The sequence below is a fragment of the Hyphococcus sp. D3-15 genome, assembly GCF_055809375.1.
On record NZ_CM147910.1, the window covers coordinates 139,486 to 161,505 of the forward strand.

A 22,020-nucleotide genomic window follows, 5' to 3' on the forward strand; every position below is an offset into this window, starting at 1 on the left:
CTAGCGATGGCCTGCGCCGACCGCGTCTGAGATCGATGAAAACCCGTCCGCATCGAGAAACCCCGGCAGCTCTTTCAGAATGCGCGAGGGAAGACCGGGCCCCTCATAAACCATTCCGGTGTAAAGCTGCACCAACGATGCGCCGGCGAGAACTTTTTCATACGCGTCGCGCGCGGTGGAAACCCCGCCAACACCGATAAGCGGCGCCGCATCACCAATCGCGGCGGAAAGCTCTCGCAACAAAGCTGTGGAGCGCGCGAAAAGCGGCTTGCCGGAAAGACCGCCGGCTTCTCCCGCTCTCGCGCTGCGCAGATTGGGCGCGCGCACAATCGTCGTATTGGAAACGATCAGCGCATCGAGTTTCATCGCGCACACAACATCGGCGATATCGGTCTTGTCTTCATCAGCAAGATCCGGCGCGATTTTCAAAAACACCGGCGTATCTCTCGCCGCTTCATTGCGGGCGGCAAGCACGCGCCGCATCAACTCCTCCAGCGAGGATTTGCCCTGAAGCGCGCGCAGGCCCGGCGTGTTGGGCGATGAAATATTGACTGTGAAAAAATCCACCAGACCGGCAAGCGCGTGCACGCCCTTTACATAGTCTTCCGCACGATCTTCGCTGTCCTTATTGGCCCCGAGATTGACGCCGACTATGCCGCGCTTCGGGCGCGCCTTCAGGCGCTCGGCGACGCGCTCAAGCCCGTCATTATTGAACCCATAGCGATTGATCACCCCGGCGTCAGCGCGGAGCCGGAACACGCGCGGGCGCGGATTGCCGGGTTGCGGGCGCGGCGTCACAGCACCGACTTCGACAAAACCGAAACCGAGATCCAGCACCGCATCCGGCGCCTCGGCGTTTTTATCAAACCCCGCCGCCAGCCCCAGCATGTTCGGGAAAGAAAGTCCCGCCACCTTGATCGCAAGGCGCGGCGTCTCCACCGCCGCCTTCGGGCCGAACCCCTCCTTCAGCATACGGATTGTAAGGTGGTGCGCGGCCTCCGCATCGAGAACGCCCACGGCCTTTGCGCCCAGATCTGCGAGAACCATCGGCGTTTTCACGAGCGCGCTCCAAAAGAAAACACCTCACCGTCGCGCAGCAATGGCACCGCGGCCGTAACATCGTCGCGGCGCAAGTCCCGGTAAAGATGCGGAAACGCCTCGCCGCGCTTTGGCGCCAATTCGAATTTTACATCATCCAGAATAGGCGCCAGCGGTATCTCCAAGGCGAGAAGATCATCGGCGCCTTTAAAATGCCGTTGCGCGGTTTCCAGCACCTGACCGCGCGTCGACAGGTGGACATAGCCATCTTTCACATCGATGTCACGCTTCGGCACGATGCCGGTTTCCTGCGCCGCACGCCATTCGGCGATGCTGGCCAGCCGGTAAACGAATTCGGGGTGATTTGTCTCTGCCATGGCGCCGGGTTAGCGCGCCGCGCCAAAACCGTCCAGTGGCGTTCAGGGTTGCGCGTCGATAAACTTGCGCTCTGCTTCAGGCCCGGCGGCGATCGCAGCATTGAAATCACGCGCGCGAGACTGCATTTCCCGCTCAAAAGCGCTGGCGGGCGCGCCCGTTAACGCGACTTCCAGCGCAGCAAGCCCGTCATCTCTCCATTCCGGCTTGTCATAGGCCAGCAGGCGCAATGCACATTCATAGGCAATCAGCAAATTGTCAGGGTCGAGATTCCGGGCTTTCAAGAACTGTGCGTAACCGGTTTGCGGGTCAGAACCGAAACGGCCCTCCCCGGCGCGCCGCGAAACTTCCAGGTTCCATGCGGCGGAGCTAGAAAGCGCCCAGGAATTGTCCGGTTCGCGCGCCAAGGCCAGATCAAGCTCATCGCGGGCGCGGCTGGCTATCCCCAAAAAGAAGGCGCGCAAAGCGGCCATGCGGCTGCCGCGCTGCGCGAGGCTGATCGCCGCCTGCAAATGCCCTTCGACAAGCACGTCATCGGCGCTGATCGCCGCCTCGGCATATTCGAGCGCCGCCTTCGCCAGCTTGCGCGCATCGCCATTGTCGCGCTGCAAATAGGCTTTGGCGTTCAGGGCGCGCGCGGCAAGTGCGAGATTTTCAGCGCCGCCAATCGCCGCCGCATTTTCTGCGGCGCCCTCATAATCGCCGCTCTCAAACAACGCGAATGCGGCTTCATCGGGCGCCGCATACGCCGGCGCGCCAAGAACAATCACGGCTGCAAAAATAATGCATACTGACAGACGCATAAATGAAGTCCCTGCCCCAAAAACACACTAACTCATAGTGCGCGCCGTAAGCTTCACAATCTGGACATCTGGCCGCAATTCAAGGAACAAAGGCAGTTATGAATCCACGGCGCATCATTTCCGGCCTGGTCTTTGCCCTGTTTGCGGGCGCTGCGGCGCATTTTGGCGGGCTTTCCCAGGAAATCACCGCAACCATCGCCATCACGGCGCTCACCGCTTTCTGGTGGGTCACCGAAGCCCTGCCGATCCCGGCGACATCGCTTGTTCCCTTCGCTTTGTTCCCGCTGGCGGGCGTGATGGACCAGCGCGAAGCCGCCGCCGCGCTCGGGTCTTATGTGATCGTCCTCTTGATGGCGTCATTCATGCTGTCAAAGGCGCTGGAGCGCTCCGGCGCGCATGAAAGACTTGCGCTTTATATGATCAGGCTGGTTGGCGGGTCAGGACGCAGACTGGTGATCGGCTTTATGCTGGCGGCCGCCATATTGTCCATGTGGATTTCCAACACGGCCACGACGTTGATGCTGGCCACCATGGCCCTCGCCATCCTGTCGCATACGGATGATGCAAAACTCGGTCCCGCTTTGCTGCTGGGCATCGCCTATGCGGCGTCCTTCGGCGGCACGGCGACATTGATCGGCACGCCGCCAAATCTCATATTCGCTGAAAATTACCTGCTCGCCACTGGGGAGGAATATTCCTTTTTGCGCTGGATGCGCATCGGCGTGCCGATTGTCGTGATTGGCGTGCCGTTAATGGCGCTTTGGCTGACGCGCAATCTCGGCGACGTCAAAACGCCCATGCTTGCATCACCGGGCCCATGGCGCCGGGAGGAAAGGCGTACGCTGATCGTCTTCGCCATCGCCATCGCGCTTTGGATTACACGCGTCGAACCCTTTGGCGGCTGGGCCGGCGCGCTTGGATTTGAAGCGGCTGGCGATTCCACCGTGGCGGTGTTCGCGGTCATTTTGATGTTTCTTGTCCCGAATGGTCGCGGCGGCGCCCTGCTAGACTGGAAGACCGCGAGCGACATTCCCTGGGGCATGCTCTTGCTGTTCGCCGGCGGCATCTGCATCGCCGCCGGCTTTCGCGCCAGCGGCCTCGACGCGCTCATCGGCGATCAACTGTCAGGCCTGACCAAAGCGCCCGTATTTTTAATGATGCTGGGATTATGCCTCTCCGTCACCTTCCTGACTGAAGTGACGTCCAATACGGCCACGGCCAATCTGCTCATGCCGGTGCTCGCCGCAGTCGCCGCAGGATCAGGCGTCAAGCCGGAATTGCTGATGATCCCGGCCGCCATTTCATGCACATGCGCCTTCATGCTGCCGGTGGCGACCGCGCCAAACGCGATCATCTATGGCACCGGCCGCGTCTCCATCGCCAACATGGCCCGCGAGGGCGCCATGCTGAATGTCATCATCGCTTTCGTCGTCGCCAGCGTTTGCTGGGCGATGTTGTGACGATCTAGGCCGCGCCGTCCAAGGTCATATGCCGTGCGCGGGCGGCGTGTTCGATCGCCGCCGCGCCGTCATCCGGCACCTTCAACGCATCCCGGACAAGTTCAAGAATCCGGATCTCGGTGACGTCGAGGCTTTCATCGGCGGTGACCACGTCGACGACCGCAGCATAGGCTGTTTCACCGAGATGATCCGGCAGCGCCGCCGCAGCGGACTCAAGCACTTTGTGCAAGCCGCTTTCCGACGACATCAGCGCGCCGCAAGCCTCGGCCATGGCGACAAGCTCACGCTCATCGGACTCGGAAAACAACGGGAAGGACCGCACGACACGGCCAATGGTCCGCAATTCCTCATCCTTGATGGCGCCGTCAGACGCGGAGGTCAGGACCATCAGATAGATTACCGCTTCCTGTGGTGTGAGATTGACGAGGCTGCCAGCCATGAAAAGGCTCCTATGCAAAAATCGGGGTGGGGGACCGGGGGTCGACCCGGCGAAACTAACGGCGCATCGGGGAAACGGCAACCGCGTACAATCGCACCCCTCTACGCAGTCATTGACCTGTAGCGCCGCCGCGTTAAACCTCGCTCTTCTTTTGTTTCCGAAAGCAATTCAATGACCGCCCTACAGATCAAAACCTTCTCAGCCCAAGACGCCGCCGCGGCCAAAAGCTGGCCATTTCAGGAAGCCAAATCCCTGATCAAGCGCCTTGAGAAGCTGAAAAAGGACGGCCCTGTAGTGTTCGAGACCGGCTACGGCCCGTCCGGCCCGCCCCATATCGGCACCTTTGGCGAGGTTGCGCGCACAACCATGGTGCGCCGCGCTTTTGAATTGCTGACCGGCCGCGAAACCCGGCTGATTGCATTTTCCGACGACATGGACGGCATGCGCAAGGCGCCTCCCCATGTCCCAAACCAGGAAATGCTCGCCAAATACCTCCAAATGCCGCTGACGGTCGTTCCGGACCCATGGGGCGAGCATGAAAGCTTCGCCCATCACAACAACGCCAAGCTGCGCGCCTTTCTCGATCAGTTCGGTTTTGAATACGAATTCAAATCCTCCACCGACTGCTATCGCGCGGGAGAATTCGACGACACCTTGATCCGCGTTCTTGAGCGTTATGACGCGGTGATGGAAATCATGCTACCGAGCCTAGGCGAGGATCGCCGCGCCAGCTATTCGCCGATCCTGCCGATTTCACCCACCACCGGCCGCGTGCTTTATGTGCCGATGCTCGAAATCGATGCGAGCAAAGGCGAAGTGGTTTTCGAAGACGAGAATGGTGAAAAAGTACGCAGCACCGTCACCGGCGGCGCTTCGAAGCTGCAATGGAAAGTCGACTGGGCCGGACGCTGGCATGCGCTGGGCGTAGACTATGAGATGTCCGGGGAAGACCTCACTGAATCCGTTCGCCTGTCGAACCGGATCGTGAAGGCGCTTGGCGGCGAACCGCCTGCGGGTTTCAACTATCAGCTGTTTGTCGATGAGCAGGGCAAGAAGATTTCGAAAACCAAAGGCAACGGCATCACCATTGAAGAATGGCTGACCTACGCCTCGCCGGAAAGTCTGTCGCTCTACATGTGGCAGAATCCGAAATCGGCGAAGAAATTATATTTCGACATCATCCCGAAAACCGCCGATGAATATTGGACCCATCTGGAGAAATACGCCGGACAGGACGGCGCGAAAGCGCTCGACAATCCGGTCTGGCATATTCATCAAGGCAAGCCGCCGGCTGTCATGCCGCCGGTGAACTTCGCCATGATCCTCAATCTGGTCAGCGCGGCGGGCGCGGCGGATGCGGAAATGCTGCGCGGCTTCATCAAGAAATACCGCCCGAATGCGACGGAACAGGAATTCGCCGCAGCGGATGCGATGATCGGCTATGCGGAGCGGTATTTCGAACGCTTCATCAAGCCGACGAAAAAATTCCGGGCGCCGACGGAAAAGGAGCGCGCTGCGCTCACTATGCTATCCGCGCGCCTCAAGGAACTCGGCGAAGCGGGCTCGGAAGACGATTACCAGACCGCTGTTTTCGACGCCGGCAAGGCGCAGGAATTCGAAAACATTCGCGACTGGTTCAAAGGTCTTTATGAAGTCGTTTTCGGCCAGGAAGCAGGTCCGCGCATGGGTCCCTTCACCAAGATCTATGGCGCCGGCGCGACCGCGAAGCTGATCGACGAGGCGCTGGCGCGCTAATAATTGATACGCTTGCCCGGCGAAATAACGCCGCGTCAGCCCCCGTATTTTTTTGACCGCGCACATATGCAACAGTGCAGGCGGACAGGGAGGCCAATGCGCGCCATGAACGCTGGATCAAGACTTTTCACGCTTTTGTTCTGCGCGGCGATGTTATTCGTCATGCCTTCCCATGCGCAGGAGGGTGAGCCCGCAGAACCGGAGACCGTCATTGATACGGCGCCGCCGGTCGCAAGCGATTCCGAAATCAGCGCGCGCATCACGGACATATTCAACGAAATCGACACGCTGGAGCAGGTGGAAGCGAGCGTCGCTGCGGGAGTCGTCACCTTGTCCGGCGAGACCGCCACCGCAGACGCCGCCGCGCGCGCAGAAGCCATCGCCGCGCGCATTAACGGGGTTGTGACTGTCGAAAACGAAATCGAGCGCGACCTTTCCGTTTCCACGCGGGTGACGCCGACACTGGGACAGGTGGAACGCCTGCTCCGTGACGGCGTGCGGTCGCTGCCGCTGATCCTCTTCGCGTTCTGCGTCTTTCTCGCCATCGCCGCCTTTGGCTGGCTTGTGACCGCCTGGGGCGCCTTTTGGCGCTGGGTGACGCCCAATGCGTTCATCGCCGAACTCGCCGCCTCGACCGCCCGCGCGCTTTTCTTCATTCTTGGCGCTGTCGCCGCGCTTAGCCTGCTGGACGCAACCGCCCTGCTGGGCGCGTTTTTAGGCGCAGCCGGCGTTATCGGGCTCGCCGTTGGCTTCGCTGTCCGCGACACAATCGAGAACTATATCGCCTCTATCATGCTGTCCCTGCGTCAGCCTTTCCGTCCAAATGATCATGTGGTGATCGACGACAAGGAAGGCCGCGTTATCCGCCTGACCTCCCGAGCGACAATTTTGATGACCCTTGACGGCAACCATCTTCGCATCCCGAACGCCACGGTCTTTAAAGCCATCATCCTCAACTACACGCGCAATCCGGAACGCCGGTTCGACTTTGAGCTTGGGGTGGACGCCGACGATGATCCGATCGCCGCCATCGAAATCGGCGTCAACGCCATCAAAGCCTTCGACTTCGTGCTGAAGGATCCGTCGCCCATGGGCTTCATTCGCATCGTCGGCGATTCCAATATCGTCATTTTCTTCGCCGCCTGGATTGATCAGGAAACGGCGGATTTTGCAAAATCGCGCAGCCTTGCGATTTTCGCCGCGAAAACGGCGCTGGAAGAAGCAGGCTTCGCGCTGCCTGAACCGATCTACCGGCTCCGTTTCGATGCAGGCGCCCCGCCCCGCCCCAATGAGGCGGAGGCTGCCTCCCACATGGAGCGTCAGGGCGATGACGCCAAAAAAGAACCCCGCCCGATCAGGTCTGCGGCGGCGCCAAGCGTCGCGCCCGACACCCATCTTGAAGAAAAAGTGGAAGAAGAACGGCGCGAAGACCCGGGCGAGGATCTGTTGTCTGACGCCGCGCCGGTAGAGTGAGCGACAAAATCAGTCGACCTGCCAGCCGGGCGCAGATAGCATTCAACCATGTGCTTTTCAGCCGCCGCCAGCTTTGCCGCCGCCGCCGTTCTGTGCGGGGTCGGCGTCGCGACCCTGGCGCAGCGCCCAAAACCCCAGGACATGGCGTTCGCAGCAATCCCGCTGATCTTCGCTGTCCATCAGTCGATTGAGGGCGCGATCTGGTTAAATCTCAACCATTCCGGCGCCGCGCCAATATCGCTCACCATCGCCTATCTGCTGCTGGCGCAGGTGATCTGGCCCACCTATATTCCCTTGAGCGTCATCGCGATGGAGCCGAAGAGACGGCGGCGACCGGCGCTATGGATATTGCTGGCGGCAGGCGTCGTGGTGTCGAGCGCGCTGGCCTATATTCTTGTAAATCATCATTACACGGTCACTGCAGTCGCCGACGGCTTGCGCTACGCCACCGATCTTGAATTCGAGCGGCGCTTGCTCGCGCTCTATCTGCTCGCCGTGGTTGCGCCGCTCTTTCTCTCACGCCATTTTTATGTGGTCGCGTTCGGCGCGGCGACCTTGGTCGGCGCCATCGTCACCATGCTCGCATTTTACTTTGCGGCGGCGTCCGTCTGGTGCTTCTTTTCAGCTTTGGCGAGCGTGCTCGTCTTCCTGCACATCCGTCGCTCACGGCGCATCGGCGCAACCCCGCATTGGGAAAGCGTCAATAAAGATTGATGCAACGTAAAACCCGGTCTGGCAGTCGCACCCTCTAAGCGCTAACGCGACGACCTCGCTCGGCGCCTGCTTACATTGGCATAAGCATCCAATAGCGCGCACCACACCACCCCGGCGCCGGTGAGCGCAATGGGGCGACAATGAGGCGGCGCGCAAAACGCACGAAAAGCGATTTATTTATCGCACCGACTCAGTTTTGATGTTACATTATTCGTCACACGAAAAAATACGAAACGAAATGTTAGGGGCCTTTGGTTAACCTTGTTTCGCGCTATCTCGGGCGCGATGGTTTTGGGTTTATCCAAAAGCGTTACGGGAACAAGACGGAGAGCGGACGGAAGAACAACGGCGAGCGGCATCGGCTAACAGGGCGGCAAGCGAGATGTATGAGTGCAATCACATGAATGCGAACAAGCAGACGGCGATCCGTTCTTGCTTCATGCTGAATGCAAACCATATGGATAGCGAGGGGTTGCCAAGGATGCGAAAGACGCCGGATTTTGAATACGCCATTGTCGATGGTGATGCTTTGTAGAGTGAGTGGGGGCGCTGGTCATGACCAGCGCCTTTTTTAATTTCAATCGGCTGCGGGGCCCCGCGAAAGCGAGTGAAGAAGTGAGCGTGCGATCATGACTGAACAATCTCTCGATGTGTTTGACGTCTTTTCCGAGAGCTACACAAAGCTGAAACAAGAAGCGATGAGCCTGCGAGACTATCTGCTCGCCGCACGCGACGACGCGATGCTCTACGCCGCGCCGGCCGAACGGATGGTGAAGGCCATCGGCGAACCGCAGCTCTTTGATACGTCGAAAGATCCGCGTCTCGCCCGCATCTTTTCCAACCGCACCATCCGCCGCTACGAAGCGTTTGACGGCTTTTACGGCATGGAAGACACGATCGAACGCATCGTCTCTTTCTTCCGTCACGCAGCGCAGGGCTTAGAAGAAAAACGCCAGATCATTTACCTGCTCGGGCCCGTCGGCGGCGGCAAATCTTCGCTCGCTGAACGGCTGAAGGACCTGATGGAGACCTATCCGGTCTATGTCCTCAAAGCTGGCGATGAAATTTCTCCGGTCTTTGAAAGCCCGCTCGGCCTGTTCCAGTCCGAAGAGCTGAAAAGCCTGCTCGCCGACAAATACGGCGTTGAAAAGCGCCGTCTGACGGAGCTGATGAGCCCTTGGGCGGTCAAGCGCCTCGATGAGTTCGGCGGCGACATTTCCAAATTCGAAGTCGTGCGCATTTTCCCGTCGAAACTGCGCCAGCTCGCCATCGCCAAGACCGAACCGGGCGACGAAAACAATCAGGACATTTCCGCGCTGGTCGGCAAGGTCGACATCAGAAAGCTCGAACATTTCAGCCAGGACGACAGTGACGCTTATTCCTATTCAGGCGGGCTGTGCCGCGCGAACCAGGGCCTGCTGGAATTCGTGGAGATGTTCAAAGCGCCGATCAAAGTGCTGCATCCGCTGCTGACTGCGACGCAGGAAAGCAACTATGTGGGCACGGAAGCGCTCGGACCGATCCCGTTCAACGGCGTCGTGCTCGCCCACTCCAACGAAAGCGAATGGCAGGCCTTCCGCAACAACAAGAACAACGAAGCGTTCCTTGACCGCATCAATGTGATCAAGGTTCCTTACTGCCTTCGCGTCACCGAAGAGCGCAAAATCTATGAAAAGCTGCTCGCCCATTCAGAGCTTTCCAACGCCGCCTGCGCGCCGGAAACACTCGACCTGCTGGCGCGCTTTTCGGTGCTGACGCGCCTCAAGGAGCATGACAATTCCAATCTCTATTCAAAACTTCGCGTCTATGATGGCGAGAAGCTGAAAGACACCGACCCGAAAGCGAAAACCATGCAGGAATATCGCGACGCTGCAGGCGTCGACGAAGGCATGGACGGGATTTCGACCCGCTTCGCCTACAAGGTCCTGTCGGAAACCTTCAACTTCGACACGGACGAAGTGGCCGCCGATCCGGTGCATCTGATGTATGTGCTCGAGAACTTCATCAAGCGCGAGCAATATCCCGACGAGACCGAGAAGCAATATCTCGACTTCATCAAGTCAGAATTGTCGGCGCGCTACGCCGACTTCATCGGCAAGGAAATCCAGAAGGCCTATCTCGAAAGCTATGCGGAATACGGTCAGAATCTTTTCGACCGCTATATCGCTTATGCGGATGCGTGGATCGAAGACCAGGACTTCAAGGACGCTGACACGGGCCAGTTGCTGGACCGCGCCACGCTCGACACAGAGCTGTCGAAGATCGAAAAGCCCGCAGGCATCGCCAACCCGAAAGACTTCCGCAATGAGGTGGTAAAATTCGCCCTGCGCGCCCGCGCCAATAATGAGGGACTCAATCCGAAATGGACCTCTTACGAGAAGCTGCGCAATGTCATCGAAAAGCGCATGTTCTCCCAGGTCGAAGACCTGCTGCCGGTGATTTCTTTCGACTCTAAGAAAGATTCAGAGACGGAAGCCAAGCACGAGAATTTCGTAAACCGCATGGAAGAGCGCGGCTACACCCCGCGTCAGGTCCGCCGGCTCGTCGAATGGTATATGCGCGTCAACAAGGCCGGGTAGATGAGTGGATCGCGCGACTTAATCTCCAGACTGGATCGCGCTCAACTATACACCCTTGTTGAGATCGCCATTCTGGTCGCAGGCTTTATTGGTACGCTCGTGACCCAGAAATTTTGGGTTGCCTTGATCGCGCTCGGGGCCATGATCGCTTTCTCGCGACTGGTTTCGCGAAAACTCGACCAGTCCGTCGAAGACGACGTTGAAGCGGAATGGGGCGACGTCTGATATGAACTCATTTCACTTCATCGACCGGCGCAAGAATCCCAAGGGCAAGTCCCTTGGGAACCGCCAGCGTTTCCTGAAACGCGCCAAGGCGCAGATTACGGGCGGAAGTGATGCATAACGCTACGCCCGTCGATAGACCGAAAAGAAATGCCCTTGGCGTTGCTATATGGGCGACAGGCCTCGCCATCGTCTTGGTTGCGGCTGTGGTTTATTGGCGCCAGACCTATGTCGGCGATTTTCTGGTTCAGGATGCGAGGTCCTCTCTTCCTGATAACATCAATGTGGGAAAATTGGTTTTCCGTGACTTTTTCTCCGGCGTCGACGGCGACGCCCCGCAAGACGCATGGCTTTGCTCGCGCTATATTTTCCGAGGCAAGGCAGAGCAGATGACGTTAAGCACGAAACCAGATGAAGAATGGCGCACCGATGATCCATGGGGCGATATTCCTCTTGAAGTCTTTGTCGCCTGGAGCGCTGCGAAAGTGGCCGGCAAAATCTCTCAGAAAGAATTGCTTCGGCAAGTGCGAGACGGAAAAGCGCCTTACAAGGCCCAGACCTCAGACACACAATCTGTAGCCACGATCTATTATCCAAAACACAATTTGGTTTCCTATAGCAGATGCACGCTTGCGCCTGGAAGTGGGGAATTCATCGGTAAAACCAAAACAATAGCCGTGAACAAAGCGCGATAACAACCACTGGCAGCGTCTTATGAACTCATTCCACTTCATCGACCGGCGCAAGAATCCCAAGGGCAAGTCCCTTGGGAACCGTCAGCGTTTCCTGAAACGCGCCAAGGCGCAGATCAAGGACGCGGTGAACAAATCCCTGCGCGACCGCTCGATGAAGGAACTCGACAAGGGCGAGAAGATTTCGATTCCCTCAAAATCGACTGCCGAACCGCGCTTTTCTCATGATCGCGAGCAGGGCGAGCGAGAGATGGTCCATCCCGGCAACAAGGAATTCTCCGCCGGCGACAAGATCAAGAAACCGCCAAAGGGCGCCGGGCGCGGCAAAGGCAAGGAAGCGAGCGACACAGGCGAAGGCGAGGATTCGTTCCAGTTCACGCTGACGCAGGAAGAGTTCCTCGACATCTTTTTCGAAGACCTTGAGCTGCCCAATCTGGTCAAGCGCTCCTTAAAAGAGATCAAGGCTTACGCCTATAAGCGCGCGGGCCTGACCGTCGCCGGCTCGCCCACCAACATCAATCTCATTCGCACCATGCGCAACGCCCATGGGCGCCGGCTGGCGCTCAAGCGCCCCTCCACCAAGGAAATGAACGAGCTGAAAGAGCGCCTGTTCAAGCTGGAACGCATTGCGAGCCCAAGCGAAGAAGAGATCTCAGAGAAGAAAGACATCCTCGCGAAACTCGACGCAATGGAAAAGCGCCGCCGCTATACGCCTTTCATCGACCCGCTGGATCTGCGCTATAACGCCTATGAACCGACGCCGGTGGAGACGACCGCCGCCGTCATGTTCTGTCTGATGGACGTTTCCGGCTCCATGGGCGAGCGCGAAAAAGACCTCGCCAAACGCTTTTACATGCTGCTCTATCTCTTCCTCAAACGCCGCTATGAGCGCGTCGAGGTGGTTTTCATTCGCCACACCCACCACGCGGAAGAAGTGGACGAGGAAACGTTCTTTTATTCGCGCCAGTCCGGCGGCACGGTGGTCTCCACCGCGCTGGAAAAAATGCTGGAGGTGCAGCGCGACCGCTTCCCGGCCCATGAATGGAATATCTATGTGGCGCAGGCGTCAGACGGCTTCACCCAGTCAGGCGACGCCAAGCGTTGTGTCGAGATGCTCAGCGAAGAGGTCATGCCGATCTCGCAATATTACGCCTATATCGAGATCCTGGACGAGCGCGAGCTGGAAGTGTTTTCAGACGCGGATTCAGGCGCGGAACTCTGGCGCGCCTATCGCACCTTCGCGCCGGGCTGGCCGAACTTCGCGCAAACCCGCATCGCGCGCCCGCAGGACATCTTCCCTGTCTTCCGCGAGCTGTTCGCCAAGAACGCGAAGGAGGCAGCGTGAGCGCGCTCACCGAAAAACTCCCCCTCCTCTATTCGGACGCCGATTGGGACTTCGACGCGCTGAAGCGCGCCTATGACGCAATCGAAGACATTGGCCTGAGTGATCTGGGGCTCGACGTTTATCCGAACCAGATCGAGATCATTGCCTCCGAACAAATGCTCGACGCTTACTCAAGCCACGGCATGCCGCTAATGTACAAGCACTGGTCGTTTGGCAAACATTTCGCCCGCGACCAGATGAGCTATCAAAAAGGTCACTCCGGCCTCGCCTATGAAATCGTCATCAACTCCAATCCCTGCATCGCCTATCTCATGGAGGAAAACACCATGACCATGCAGGCGCTGGTGATGGCGCACGCCTCTTTCGGGCATAATCATTTTTTCAAGAACAATTATCTGTTCCGGCAATGGACCGACGCGGAAGGCATCCTGCCCTATCTCGATTTCGCCAAAAAATATATTTCCAAATGCGAAGACGAATATGGATTTGAAGAGGTTGAGGCGGTGCTTGATGCGGCGCATGCGCTGATGGATCAGGGCGTGTTTCGTTATAATCGCCCGCCGCGCCTTTCCGACGCGGACCGCCTCGCGAAAATCGCCGCGCGCGTCAAACACGAAGAGACCAATTTCAACGACATCTGGCGCACCCTGCCGAACACGGAAGAAGACGAAGGCGAGAAGGAAGAACGTCAGGCGGAAGTCCGCAACATCCAGCTTCCCGAAGAAAACCTGCTCTATTTCATTGAGAAAGCCTCGCCAGTCCTGCGTCCCTGGCAGCGTGAATTGGTGCGCATCGTCCGCAATATTGCGCAATATTTCTATCCGCAAAAACAAACGAAAGTCATGAACGAAGGCTGCGCCACCTTCGTCCACCACTACATCATGAATGAGCTCTACAATCGCGGACAGATTTCCGAAGGCGCGATCATGGAGTTCCTGCACTCTCATTCCTCCGTCGTCTTCCAGCCGGAATTCGACGATCCGCGCTATTCAGGCATCAATCCATACGCGCTCGGCTTTGCGATGATGGAAGACATCAAGCGCATCTGCGAAGACCCGAAAGAGGAAGACCGCGAGTGGTTCCCCGATATCGCCGGCTCAAATGACTGGCGCAGCGTCCTGAAAGACGCCTGGGCCAATTACCGCGATGAAAGCTTCATCCTGCAATATCTTTCGCCGACCGTGATGCGCCATTTCCGCATGTTCGCGATTGGCGATGATTCCGAAGACAGTCACATGGAAATTGAGGCGATCCACGACGATCGTGGATTCCGCCGGGTGCGTCAGTCGCTTTCCGCCATGTACGATCTCGGCGCCCATGAACCGAATATTCAGGTTGTCGGCGCCGATCTCGACGGCGATCGCACATTGAAACTGCGCCACACGGTGCATCAGGGACGCAAGCTCAACGAAAAAACCTCAGAGGCCGTGCTCACCCATATCGAAACCCTGTGGGGGCATGATGTGACGCTGGACGAAGAAGACGCTTAGGTTTCCGCCCAGGATGAGCGCAACCAACTTTGCAGTTGAAATTCGCGCTAATTCGGTCTGACAACGAGGCACGCTTGGCTTAACGACTGTGACTCGACTAACAAACCACACCTCATACAAGCTGCCGCCGCTAGATTGAAAACACACTCTTCACCTAGCGCAGATTCCATCGACCGGCCGCTCGCTATTACATTTTGCAGTTCTTCGATCGCGACCATTGCATCAGCGCAATGTATATCGTCGTGCTTGAATTTATCTTTAGCGCCACTTGAGACAAATGCCTCAAACACAAACAAGGTATCAGCTGCTGAGAAGTCATTGTATTGAAACGTCGCACTTAACCCTGGTCGCCGAAGCACCAGATTCCGAAATGTATATTCCATAACAGTAAGGTTCATCGCCAATACCTGAGATCCAGCGCCCACACACCAAGCGCGGTTTCCTTCTTGCAAGCGTCCTCGGTGAATTTCACTAAGCGGACGCCCGGAAGGAACGTAGATCGGAGCCTCAAAACCTAAAGCAACTGGTCCGTGTTTCAGGAGGCCAGCGATCATATCTATGAATTCGTCGAGATTTTTTCCGGTTTTTACTCCCGCGTTGTCGCTCGAAACTGCCCAACCCAAATTATTCCTGTTTACGGAACCAACGTCGATCACACCGATTGCAATCATAAAATATAAGCTTTTTACTCTTTTGTATCCCGCCCGAAGTTCGGCGCTTCACTTTCCTGACCGGCCTCGACAATCGCCCGGCGCAAGCCGCGTACGCGCGAGAATGAGTCTTCGAGCGTCTTGCCGTCGCCCCAGCGAATGGCGCGCTGCATCACCGCAAGCTCTTCGGAAAAGCGGCCCAGAACCTCCAGCACAGCGTCCTTGTTGTTCAAGAACACATCGCGCCACATGATCGGATCGGACGCGGCGATGCGCGTAAAATCGCGGAACCCCCCGGCGGAATATTTGACGACTTCGCCCGCCGCGACAGATTCAATGTCATCGGCGGCGCCGACCAGCGTGAAGGCGATCAAATGCGGCAGGTGACTGGTCACCGCAAGCGCCAGATCGTGATGGGCGGCGTCCATGATCTCCGCCTGCGCGCCCACGGCCGTCCATAGCGCGGCGGCTTTTTCGACCGCCGCCTTATAAGCGTCGTCCTTGCGGTCGAGCGGCGTCAGGATGCACCAGCGATCCTGAAAAAGGCTGGGAAACCCAGCTTCCGGACCGGATCGCTCGGTGCCGGCCACTGGATGGCAAGGCACGAACAATGCGCGTTCAGGCAAGGCTTTCGCCGCTTCCGCGACTGCGCCTTTCACCGAGCCCACATCAATGATGAGCGCGCCATCGTCCACAATGTCCGCGAGCGCCCCAGCCACTGACGCGACGGCGCCAACCGGCGTTGAAACAATGACGAGATCGGCGCCTTTGACGCCCTTGGCGAGATCGGTTTCACCCGCCTCGATGATTCCGAGCTTTTGCGCACGCGCGACCACATCGGCGTCGCGGTCCACGCCGACAATCGCATCGGCGAGCCCGCGTTCACGCAAGGCGAGGGCGAGCGACGAGCCGATCAGCCCAATGCCGATGACGCAGGCGCGATTGAATTTAACAGGTTCAGTCACGGGCGAATTTCTTTTCCAACAGTGCGATGAGTTTGCGGTTTGCCGCCTTCGGGCCCACGGTTATGCGCAGATACTCGCCGAGCCCATAGGCGTGCATTTCGCGCACGATCACGCCGTTTTCCTTCAGATAGGCCTGAACCGCGTCGGCGTTGAGGCCCGCCTCATCCGGAAACCGCACCAGCACGAAATTGCAATGGCTCGGCGTGAAGTCGAGCCCCAACCCGCCCAACTGTTGTTGCAGGTAATCGCGCTCTTCACGGTTGAACGCCCGGTTACGGTCGATGAATTCCTGATCTTCCGTCGCGGCGATGCCCGCCAGCTGCGAGCCGGTGGTGACGTTGAACGGGCCGCGTATCCGGTTCAGCACATCCGCGATGGCGGGCGGGCAGTAGCCCCACCCCAGGCGCAGCGCCGCCAAACCGTAAATCTTCGAGAATGTGCGCGTCATCACCACATTCTCATATTCTTCCACCAGCTTCTCTCCGGCGTCGTAATCCGCCTCTTCCATATATTCTGCATAAGCGGCGTCGAGCACCAGCAGGATGTCTTCGCGTAATTCTTCGCGCAGGCGGCGAATCTCCGCATCCGGAATATAGGTGCCGGTCGGGTTATTCGGGTTGGCGATAAAAACGATGCGCGTATTTTCATCAACCAGCGCCAGCATGGCGTCTACATCGCCGGTGAGGTTTTTCTCCGGCGCAAAGCGCGTATCCGCACCGCAGGCCAGGGCGGCGATTGCGTAGACAACAAATCCATGGGCGCTCTGGATGATATTGTCGCCCGGCCCCAGATAAGCGCGCGCGAGCAATTGCAGGATTTCGTCAGAGCCGGCGCCGCAGACGATCCGGGCCGGATCGAGCCCGTGCGCCGCGCCGATTTTCTCGCGCAGTTTGGTCGAACCGCCCTCGGGATAAAGCTCAAGCGAACTCGCTGCGTCCTTATAGGCCTCGATCGCCTTCGGGCTCGCCCCAAGGGCGGACTCGTTTGAAGAAAGCTTGTGGATCTCCACCGCACCGGGGGCCTCCGAGGAGCCGGGCTTGTAGGGTTTGATTTCCATAATGCCGGGACGCGGCGCCGGGAGAGCCATCTGCTGTATTCCTTTACGATTGACGCCCGCGATATAGCGGTCACGCGGGCGCGCTGGCAACCAAAGCGGCTATCGCTGGCCCTCAGACCGCTGCAAGGGCTGCGCCGCGGCGACGGCGGGGCGCACAGAACGGACCCTGGCGCTGCGCACCAGCCCCACGGGGGCCAGCATGTCCTTTTCCGCCTCCAGCATCAAAACCCCGCCCAAGCCCGGCCACAGCCGCGCGCCGGCGCGTTCCCAGGCCCGCGCCGCCCGCAGCAACAAGGATGAGCGCAAAGGCGGAAAGAACAGCGCCGAGTCCCAGAAGCGCGGCCGGAAGATCGCATCACGCACCAGCCCTTCGAGACGGCGCTTGAGATAGGGCCGCCCGGCGGCGAATGGCGTCGTGTCGATCAGCGACCACAAGCCGCGCCGGTTAGAGGCGATGATGATCACCCGGCCGTCATCTTTCAGAACGCGCCAGACTTCGCGCATCAAACGCTGGGGCTGCGGCGCCTCTTCCAGCCCATGCACAATGAGGATGCGGTCGAGGCTGGCGTCAGGAATCGGCCATTCATGCTCGCCGACAAGGCTTGCAGCGTTGGCTGCGCCTTGCGGCCATCGAATGACGCCTTGCGCGCCTGGCGCCAGTGCGAAGCGCGCCCGCGCCGCTGTGAATATCTCAAGATAGGGATTGGCGTAGCCGAAGCCGGCGATGGTCAGCCCGGCGCCGTCGCCCCAGATTTCAGCGAGACGACCCGCAATGACGTCGCGCGCCGCACCGCCAAGCGAGGTGCGGTAGAACTCATAAAAATCGAGAATGTCGGTGCGCATCGAAACTTTCCCGCCGGGATGGTTTTGCCTCCCGCCTGTGATTGTTATGCTGGCGCCCTTAATCGCACGTCAATGACGCGCCCGTCGCCCCGGAAAACCCGCCATGCCCATTGAAATCCGCCAGTTTCCCTGCCTTTCCGACAATTATGGCTATCTCATCCATGATCGCGACACCGGCGCGACCGCCGCTCTCGACACGCCGGACCCGGAGGCGATCAACCGCGAACTGGATGCGGCGGGCTGGCGCCTGACCCATATCCTCAACACCCATCATCATTTCGATCATGCGGGCGGCAATCTGGCGCTGAAAAAAATGGGTATGTGAAATTATCGGACCAAGAGGCGAAGCGGCGCGCATTCCCGGCATCGACATTGAGGCCGGCGAAGGCGACATCATTGCGCTCGGTTCCTCAAAAGCCATCGTGCACGAAACGCCTGGGCACACGCTGGGACACATCATCTATCACTTCGCCGATGACGGCGCGGCGTTTGTCGGCGACACGATTTTCGCCATGGGCTGCGGACGCCTGTTCGAAGGGACACCGGCGCAAATGTGGTCGTCCCTGTCGATGATCGCCGCCATGGCGCCGGAGACGAAACTCTATTGCGCTCATGAATACACAAAAGCCAACGCCGCCTTCGCCCTGTCCGTTGATCCGAATAATGATGAATTGAAAAGTCGTGCTGCGGAAGTGGGCGCCATGCGTGCAAAAAACATCCCGACCGTGCCCACCACCGTCGCGCTGGAATTGGCGACCAATCCGTTCCTGCGCGCGGCGGATGCGCATCTGCAAGCCGCCATCGACATGCAAGGCGCTAAGCCGGTCGACGCCTTTGCGAAAACCAGAGCGCTCAAAGATCTCGTTTTAGACGGCGGCGCCTGCTCGCGCCGACTGATTTGGAGCGGGTGAAGGGAATCGAACCCTCGTCGTAAGCTTGGGAAGCTTCTGCTCTACCATTGAGCTACACCCGCCAGCAGCCAGCGAATGCGCCGGCGCGTAGCGCGACAAATGCCGCGCCTGATCATGTCGCCCCAGCGAGAAAAAAGGTCAAGCGGGCAGTTTCCGGCTGCTTTAGGCTGGTTCGGGCCCGAAAGGGTCTCGACGGGGGCGGCAAATCTGACCAAGAATTCATATACGCCGCCGCTTGGCGCCATCTTTCGGCCCACGCAAACAGGCTTATCTATCGCCCGAACCGGAACAGCCTGGCGCTGCGCTAAGGATATCGGGGAATTTGAAAGGAGGCCGGCACATGAAACGGCTATTGAGCATAATTGGCGCTTTCGGCGCGGCAATCGCGATGACGATTGCGCCCGCCAGTGCAAAGCCAAAAGCGGAAAAAGCGTCCGAGCTGGTGATCAGCGCTGCGGAGACCGTGAGCTATTTCGCTAATGACAGCGCATATGAGCCGCTGTGGAATACGGCGGACCAGGCGCAGGCGATGGTGATCATTCCAAAATCCCTGCGCGGCGGCTTCATCGTCGGCGCTTCCGGCGGCAATGCGGTCATGTTGGCCCGCAATGAAGACGGCAGCTGGTCGGAACCGACTTTCTTCACCGTCGGATCGATTTCTTTCGGCTTTCAGGCGGGATTTGAAGGTTCGGAGACCATTCTGCTGGTCATGACCCAGCGCGGCATGGAGCACTTGCTCTCAACCACTGTGAAGCTCGGCGCTGACCTGTCGATCGCCGCCGGCCCAATCGGCGCCGGCGCCAAGGCGCAGACAGTCGACGTGCTCGCCTTCTCGCGCTCACGCGGGCTCTATGGCGGCGTCAGTCTTGAAGGCGCGATCTTGAAATCGCGCGGCAGCTGGAACCGCGACTATTATCAGGCGAATGTCACGCCGGCGGACATCATCTTCCGCGAAAAAGTATCGCAGCCGCAATCGGCTGTCCTGCAAAATGCGGTCTGGGCTCTCGCCCACCGCGATCAGCCGGGCGCGCAACCGACCATGATGGCGCCGGTGCAACCGGCGCGGGTCGACCCGGTGACCGGCGAACCCTTGCCGGAAAAGCCTGAATATGAAGATGACGCGATTTATGGCGCGCCGCTTGCCCCGATTGAGGACAATCGCTAGCCGCACATGACGCCGAATTGAAGCGACTTGATGCGCCCGCCGGTTCCGCTGGCGGGCGTTTTCGTTCATGCTGCGCGACTTAAGGCGAGTAGATGCGTGATGGACTGCGAGACGACGATTGCACCCCAAAAATTTCAGCTCCCGGAGCGAACGGCGAATGGCGAGAGGCGCGCCGAAATCGCCCTCACGCGCTTGGATACGCTTTGGGTGAATACAGGCACGCTCTGCAACGTCACCTGCAAGCACTGCTATATTGAATCATCACCATCGAACGACCGCCTCGCCTATCTCACGGCAGAGGAAGTCACGCCGTTTTTAGATCAGGCGGTTGAGATGAGCGCCCGTGAAATCGGCTTCACCGGCGGCGAACCCTTTTTGAACCCCGACATGATAGCGATGACCGAAGCCGCGCTTGAGCGCGGCTTTGAGGTGTTGATCCTGACCAACGCCATGCGGCCGATGATGCGCCCGCGCATGCGTGAAGGCTTGCTGGCGCTCAATAATCGCTTTGCAGACCGCCTGAGTCTGCGCATCAGCCTCGATCACTACGGCGCCCAGGAGCATGATCTGGAACGCGGCGAAAGCGCATTTGAAGCCGCCATGACCGGACTGGACTGGCTGCTTTCAAATGCATTTCAGGTTTCGATCGCCGGGCGCGGCCTGTCTGGCGAAAGCGACGCCGCCCTGCGCGATGGTTTCGCCAAGCTGTTTGCGGAACGGGGTTTTGCAATCGACGCGACGGACCCGGCGCAGCTTGTCATCTTTCCAGAGATGGATATGGCGCGCGACGTTCCGGAAATCACCACCGCCTGCTGGTCAATTCTGGGCAAAAGCCCGAATGACATGATGTGCGCAACATCGCGCATGCTGGTCAAACGCAAAGGCGCCGGCGCGCCGACCGTGTTGTCTTGCACGCTGCTGCCCTATGACCGGCAATTTGAAATGGGCGCAAGCCTCGGCGAGGCGGCAAAGCCTGTAAAACTCAACCATCCGTTTTGCGCGCAATTTTGCGTGTTAGGCGGCGCCAGCTGTTCAGGGTGAGAACGCCATGACACGTCCGCCGAAAGAAACTGCACTCGAAAACCGGACCAGCGCCGGCGACAAGCTTTTCTCACCGTCGACCGCGCGCAATCGCGATGTGATCCGCGATGCTTTCCTTGCCAACATGCCGCATGAAGGACGCGTCTTAGAGATTGGCGGCGGCACCGGGGAGCATGCTGTGCATCTGGCGACCGCACTGCCCAATGTCGATTGGCATACGGGGGACCCGGACGAAATTGCGCGGCGCTCTATCGCCGCGTGGATAAAGGGCGCCGCGCTCGACAATCTTTTTGGTCCGCATGCAATTGATGTATCGCATACAGATTGGGGCGTTGAAGATTTGGCGCCCCTGGCAGGTCTTGTATCGATCAACATGATCCACATTGCGCCCTTTGCTGCGGCGCAAGGCTTGTTTGCGGGCGCGGGACGCTTGCTCGGTGAAGGCGGGAAACTGTTTCTTTACGGACCGTTCTCTAGAAATGAGATGCATACGGCTCCGTCGAATAAAGCCTTTGATGAAAGCCTGAAAGCGAGAGACCCTCGCTGGGGCGTGCGCGATCTTGAGCGGGATATCGCACCACTGGCCCGGGAAAACGGACTTCATCTGCATACGGTTGTGGAAATGCCCGCGAATAATTTGTCCGTGATCTTTCGGAAAAACTGACAAACATTTGAAAAAACAGCATTGTCTTTTCCCCACAGTTGACTTCGATAAATTGTGGAAAAGAATGATTCGACCGATGTTAATATTTCGGTATCCTGATCTTGTTTCGCGGCCCTATCGACAATTTGTTGTGTTTGCCTAGCGGCAGGTTGGACGGGCGGAACGAAATGATGCGCTAGCCGAATGCGACGCTCAGAAGCATATCGGCAATTGAAGCTAAGGTGAGCTTCATGGGCATGGCCGGATCTGAGCGGTCCGTACCCGCCGTAAAGCCGAAAGGCGTTGCGGGAAACGGGTAACCGGAATCGCCGTGAGCAGCGGGCTAGCTGCAAATCGGCG

General features: G+C 58.7%; 23 protein-coding genes and 1 tRNA gene. 15 read left to right on the top strand and 9 right to left on the bottom strand.

All coding sequences use genetic code 11. The annotated features are described in order from the left end of the window. The 3 genes from AC0L8G_RS00675 to AC0L8G_RS00685 are packed head-to-tail and all read right to left on the bottom strand — an operon-like array spanning position 1 to position 2,216. Positions 1-1,059 carry a quinone-dependent dihydroorotate dehydrogenase gene (locus tag AC0L8G_RS00675; protein ID WP_473386069.1) on the bottom strand — a complete coding sequence of 353 codons (1,059 nt, stop codon included), beginning with the start codon at positions 1,057-1,059 and terminating at the stop codon, positions 1-3. Then, complete coding sequence (locus AC0L8G_RS00680; RefSeq protein ID WP_473386070.1) at positions 1,056-1,415, bottom strand: DUF952 domain-containing protein; 360 nt, start codon at positions 1,413-1,415, stop codon at positions 1,056-1,058. Before AC0L8G_RS00680 ends, AC0L8G_RS00675 begins: the two co-directional genes overlap by 4 nt. Before the next feature lie 42 nt (positions 1,416-1,457). Further along, on the bottom strand, positions 1,458-2,216 hold the full coding sequence (locus tag AC0L8G_RS00685; protein WP_473386071.1) for a hypothetical protein: 759 nt from the start codon (positions 2,214-2,216) through the stop codon (positions 1,458-1,460). Positions 2,217-2,314: 98 nt separating this feature from the next. Between AC0L8G_RS00685 and AC0L8G_RS00690 the strand changes: the two genes are divergently transcribed. Beyond that, the gene (locus AC0L8G_RS00690; protein ID WP_473386072.1) at positions 2,315-3,676 is read left to right on the top strand and encodes an SLC13 family permease; all 1,362 of its coding nucleotides are present in this window, start codon (positions 2,315-2,317) and stop codon (positions 3,674-3,676) included. Positions 3,677-3,680: 4 nt separating this feature from the next. Here AC0L8G_RS00690 and AC0L8G_RS00695 read toward each other — a convergent pair whose 3' ends face one another. Continuing rightward, positions 3,681-4,115: a tellurite resistance TerB family protein gene (locus AC0L8G_RS00695; protein ID WP_473386073.1), complete on the bottom strand. Its 435-nt coding sequence runs from the start codon at positions 4,113-4,115 to the stop codon at positions 3,681-3,683. Between the two features lie 171 nt (positions 4,116-4,286). Between AC0L8G_RS00695 and AC0L8G_RS00700 the strand changes: the two genes are divergently transcribed. The 9 genes from AC0L8G_RS00700 to AC0L8G_RS00740 all read left to right on the top strand — a co-directional run bounded on the left by AC0L8G_RS00700 (position 4,287) and on the right by AC0L8G_RS00740 (position 14,385). Continuing rightward, complete coding sequence (locus AC0L8G_RS00700; protein ID WP_473386074.1) at positions 4,287-5,870, top strand: lysine--tRNA ligase; 1,584 nt, start codon at positions 4,287-4,289, stop codon at positions 5,868-5,870. 105 nt (positions 5,871-5,975) lie between these two features. Then, entirely contained in the window at positions 5,976-7,343 is a 1,368-nt protein-coding gene (locus AC0L8G_RS00705) for a mechanosensitive ion channel family protein (protein ID WP_473386075.1), read from the top strand. A 48-nt stretch (positions 7,344-7,391) separates the two neighbouring features. After that, positions 7,392-8,057 (top strand): DUF6629 family protein, encoded by a 666-nt coding sequence (locus AC0L8G_RS00710; RefSeq protein ID WP_473386076.1) that lies wholly within the window; start codon positions 7,392-7,394, stop codon positions 8,055-8,057. A gap of 629 nt (positions 8,058-8,686) precedes the next feature. Further along, on the top strand, positions 8,687-10,636 hold the full coding sequence (locus AC0L8G_RS00715) for a PrkA family serine protein kinase (RefSeq protein ID WP_473386077.1): 1,950 nt from the start codon (positions 8,687-8,689) through the stop codon (positions 10,634-10,636). Continuing rightward, the gene (locus AC0L8G_RS00720; protein WP_473386078.1) at positions 10,637-10,861 is read left to right on the top strand and encodes a hypothetical protein; all 225 of its coding nucleotides are present in this window, start codon (positions 10,637-10,639) and stop codon (positions 10,859-10,861) included. Position 10,862: 1 nt separating this feature from the next. Continuing rightward, positions 10,863-10,979, top strand: a complete 117-nt coding sequence (locus AC0L8G_RS00725) for a DUF444 family protein (RefSeq protein ID WP_473388948.1) — start codon at positions 10,863-10,865, stop codon at positions 10,977-10,979. Next, positions 10,972-11,553 (top strand): hypothetical protein, encoded by a 582-nt coding sequence (locus AC0L8G_RS00730; protein WP_473386079.1) that lies wholly within the window; start codon positions 10,972-10,974, stop codon positions 11,551-11,553. The genes AC0L8G_RS00725 and AC0L8G_RS00730 overlap by 8 nt, the downstream gene beginning before the upstream one ends. Positions 11,554-11,572: 19 nt before the next feature. Further along, positions 11,573-12,895 (top strand): YeaH/YhbH family protein, encoded by a 1,323-nt coding sequence (locus tag AC0L8G_RS00735; protein WP_473386080.1) that lies wholly within the window; start codon positions 11,573-11,575, stop codon positions 12,893-12,895. Then, on the top strand, positions 12,892-14,385 hold the full coding sequence (locus tag AC0L8G_RS00740) for a SpoVR family protein (protein ID WP_473386081.1): 1,494 nt from the start codon (positions 12,892-12,894) through the stop codon (positions 14,383-14,385). The genes AC0L8G_RS00735 and AC0L8G_RS00740 overlap by 4 nt, the downstream gene beginning before the upstream one ends. Before the next feature lie 47 nt (positions 14,386-14,432). On the opposite strand, the gene AC0L8G_RS00745 is transcribed toward AC0L8G_RS00740, so the two are convergent. The 4 genes from AC0L8G_RS00745 to AC0L8G_RS00760 form a co-directional block, all read right to left on the bottom strand. Further along, the gene (locus AC0L8G_RS00745) at positions 14,433-15,056 is read right to left on the bottom strand and encodes a hypothetical protein (protein WP_473386082.1); all 624 of its coding nucleotides are present in this window, start codon (positions 15,054-15,056) and stop codon (positions 14,433-14,435) included. A 14-nt stretch (positions 15,057-15,070) separates the two neighbouring features. Continuing rightward, on the bottom strand, positions 15,071-16,000 hold the full coding sequence (locus AC0L8G_RS00750) for a prephenate/arogenate dehydrogenase family protein (protein WP_473386083.1): 930 nt from the start codon (positions 15,998-16,000) through the stop codon (positions 15,071-15,073). Then, positions 15,993-17,087 (bottom strand): histidinol-phosphate transaminase, encoded by a 1,095-nt coding sequence (gene hisC / locus AC0L8G_RS00755; protein ID WP_473386084.1) that lies wholly within the window; start codon positions 17,085-17,087, stop codon positions 15,993-15,995. The genes AC0L8G_RS00750 and hisC overlap by 8 nt, the downstream gene beginning before the upstream one ends. A gap of 69 nt (positions 17,088-17,156) precedes the next feature. Continuing rightward, positions 17,157-17,900: a class I SAM-dependent methyltransferase gene (locus AC0L8G_RS00760; protein ID WP_473386085.1), complete on the bottom strand. Its 744-nt coding sequence runs from the start codon at positions 17,898-17,900 to the stop codon at positions 17,157-17,159. A 103-nt stretch (positions 17,901-18,003) separates the two neighbouring features. On the opposite strand from AC0L8G_RS00760, the gene AC0L8G_RS00765 reads away from it, so the two are divergent. Together AC0L8G_RS00765 and gloB are read left to right on the top strand one after the other, a co-directional pair. After that, on the top strand, positions 18,004-18,225 hold the full coding sequence (locus AC0L8G_RS00765) for an MBL fold metallo-hydrolase (protein WP_473386086.1): 222 nt from the start codon (positions 18,004-18,006) through the stop codon (positions 18,223-18,225). A gap of 46 nt (positions 18,226-18,271) precedes the next feature. Further along, positions 18,272-18,811 (top strand): hydroxyacylglutathione hydrolase, encoded by a 540-nt coding sequence (gene gloB, locus AC0L8G_RS00770; protein ID WP_473388921.1) that lies wholly within the window; start codon positions 18,272-18,274, stop codon positions 18,809-18,811. Here the strand turns inward: gloB and AC0L8G_RS00775 are convergent. Continuing rightward, positions 18,800-18,873, bottom strand: a tRNA-Gly gene (locus AC0L8G_RS00775). The two genes, gloB and AC0L8G_RS00775, sit on opposite strands and share 12 nt — an antisense overlap. Positions 18,874-19,151: 278 nt before the next feature. Between AC0L8G_RS00775 and AC0L8G_RS00780 the strand changes: the two genes are divergently transcribed. The 3 genes from AC0L8G_RS00780 to AC0L8G_RS00790 all read left to right on the top strand — a co-directional run bounded on the left by AC0L8G_RS00780 (position 19,152) and on the right by AC0L8G_RS00790 (position 21,681). Then, the gene (locus AC0L8G_RS00780; protein WP_473386087.1) at positions 19,152-19,976 is read left to right on the top strand and encodes a lipid-binding SYLF domain-containing protein; all 825 of its coding nucleotides are present in this window, start codon (positions 19,152-19,154) and stop codon (positions 19,974-19,976) included. A gap of 99 nt (positions 19,977-20,075) precedes the next feature. Further along, positions 20,076-21,017: a radical SAM protein gene (locus tag AC0L8G_RS00785; protein WP_473388922.1), complete on the top strand. Its 942-nt coding sequence runs from the start codon at positions 20,076-20,078 to the stop codon at positions 21,015-21,017. A 7-nt stretch (positions 21,018-21,024) separates the two neighbouring features. After that, positions 21,025-21,681: a DUF938 domain-containing protein gene (locus tag AC0L8G_RS00790; RefSeq protein WP_473386088.1), complete on the top strand. Its 657-nt coding sequence runs from the start codon at positions 21,025-21,027 to the stop codon at positions 21,679-21,681. Positions 21,682-22,020 lie beyond the last annotated feature (339 nt).

Excerpts from the sequence above, each read along its gene's own strand:
- AC0L8G_RS00680 (WP_473386070.1), bottom strand. The coding sequence starts at position 1,415 with ATGGCAGAGACAAATCACCCCGAATTCGTTTACCGGCTGGCCAGCATC.
- AC0L8G_RS00685 (WP_473386071.1), bottom strand. The coding sequence starts at position 2,216 with ATGCGTCTGTCAGTATGCATTATTTTTGCAGCCGTGATTGTTCTTGGC.
- AC0L8G_RS00690 (WP_473386072.1), top strand. The coding sequence starts at position 2,315 with ATGAATCCACGGCGCATCATTTCCGGCCTGGTCTTTGCCCTGTTTGCG.
- AC0L8G_RS00695 (WP_473386073.1), bottom strand. The coding sequence starts at position 4,115 with ATGGCTGGCAGCCTCGTCAATCTCACACCACAGGAAGCGGTAATCTAT.
- AC0L8G_RS00700 (WP_473386074.1), top strand. The coding sequence starts at position 4,287 with ATGACCGCCCTACAGATCAAAACCTTCTCAGCCCAAGACGCCGCCGCG.
- AC0L8G_RS00705 (WP_473386075.1), top strand. The coding sequence starts at position 5,976 with ATGAACGCTGGATCAAGACTTTTCACGCTTTTGTTCTGCGCGGCGATG.
- AC0L8G_RS00710 (WP_473386076.1), top strand. The coding sequence starts at position 7,392 with ATGTGCTTTTCAGCCGCCGCCAGCTTTGCCGCCGCCGCCGTTCTGTGC.
- AC0L8G_RS00715 (WP_473386077.1), top strand. The coding sequence starts at position 8,687 with ATGACTGAACAATCTCTCGATGTGTTTGACGTCTTTTCCGAGAGCTAC.
- AC0L8G_RS00720 (WP_473386078.1), top strand. The coding sequence starts at position 10,637 with ATGAGTGGATCGCGCGACTTAATCTCCAGACTGGATCGCGCTCAACTA.
- AC0L8G_RS00725 (WP_473388948.1), top strand. The coding sequence starts at position 10,863 with ATGAACTCATTTCACTTCATCGACCGGCGCAAGAATCCCAAGGGCAAG.
- AC0L8G_RS00730 (WP_473386079.1), top strand. The coding sequence starts at position 10,972 with ATGCATAACGCTACGCCCGTCGATAGACCGAAAAGAAATGCCCTTGGC.
- AC0L8G_RS00735 (WP_473386080.1), top strand. The coding sequence starts at position 11,573 with ATGAACTCATTCCACTTCATCGACCGGCGCAAGAATCCCAAGGGCAAG.
- AC0L8G_RS00745 (WP_473386082.1), bottom strand. The coding sequence starts at position 15,056 with ATGATTGCAATCGGTGTGATCGACGTTGGTTCCGTAAACAGGAATAAT.
- hisC (WP_473386084.1), bottom strand. The coding sequence starts at position 17,087 with ATGGCTCTCCCGGCGCCGCGTCCCGGCATTATGGAAATCAAACCCTAC.
- AC0L8G_RS00760 (WP_473386085.1), bottom strand. The coding sequence starts at position 17,900 with ATGCGCACCGACATTCTCGATTTTTATGAGTTCTACCGCACCTCGCTT.
- AC0L8G_RS00765 (WP_473386086.1), top strand. The coding sequence starts at position 18,004 with ATGCCCATTGAAATCCGCCAGTTTCCCTGCCTTTCCGACAATTATGGC.
- AC0L8G_RS00780 (WP_473386087.1), top strand. The coding sequence starts at position 19,152 with ATGAAACGGCTATTGAGCATAATTGGCGCTTTCGGCGCGGCAATCGCG.
- AC0L8G_RS00785 (WP_473388922.1), top strand. The coding sequence starts at position 20,076 with ATGGACTGCGAGACGACGATTGCACCCCAAAAATTTCAGCTCCCGGAG.
- AC0L8G_RS00790 (WP_473386088.1), top strand. The coding sequence starts at position 21,025 with ATGACACGTCCGCCGAAAGAAACTGCACTCGAAAACCGGACCAGCGCC.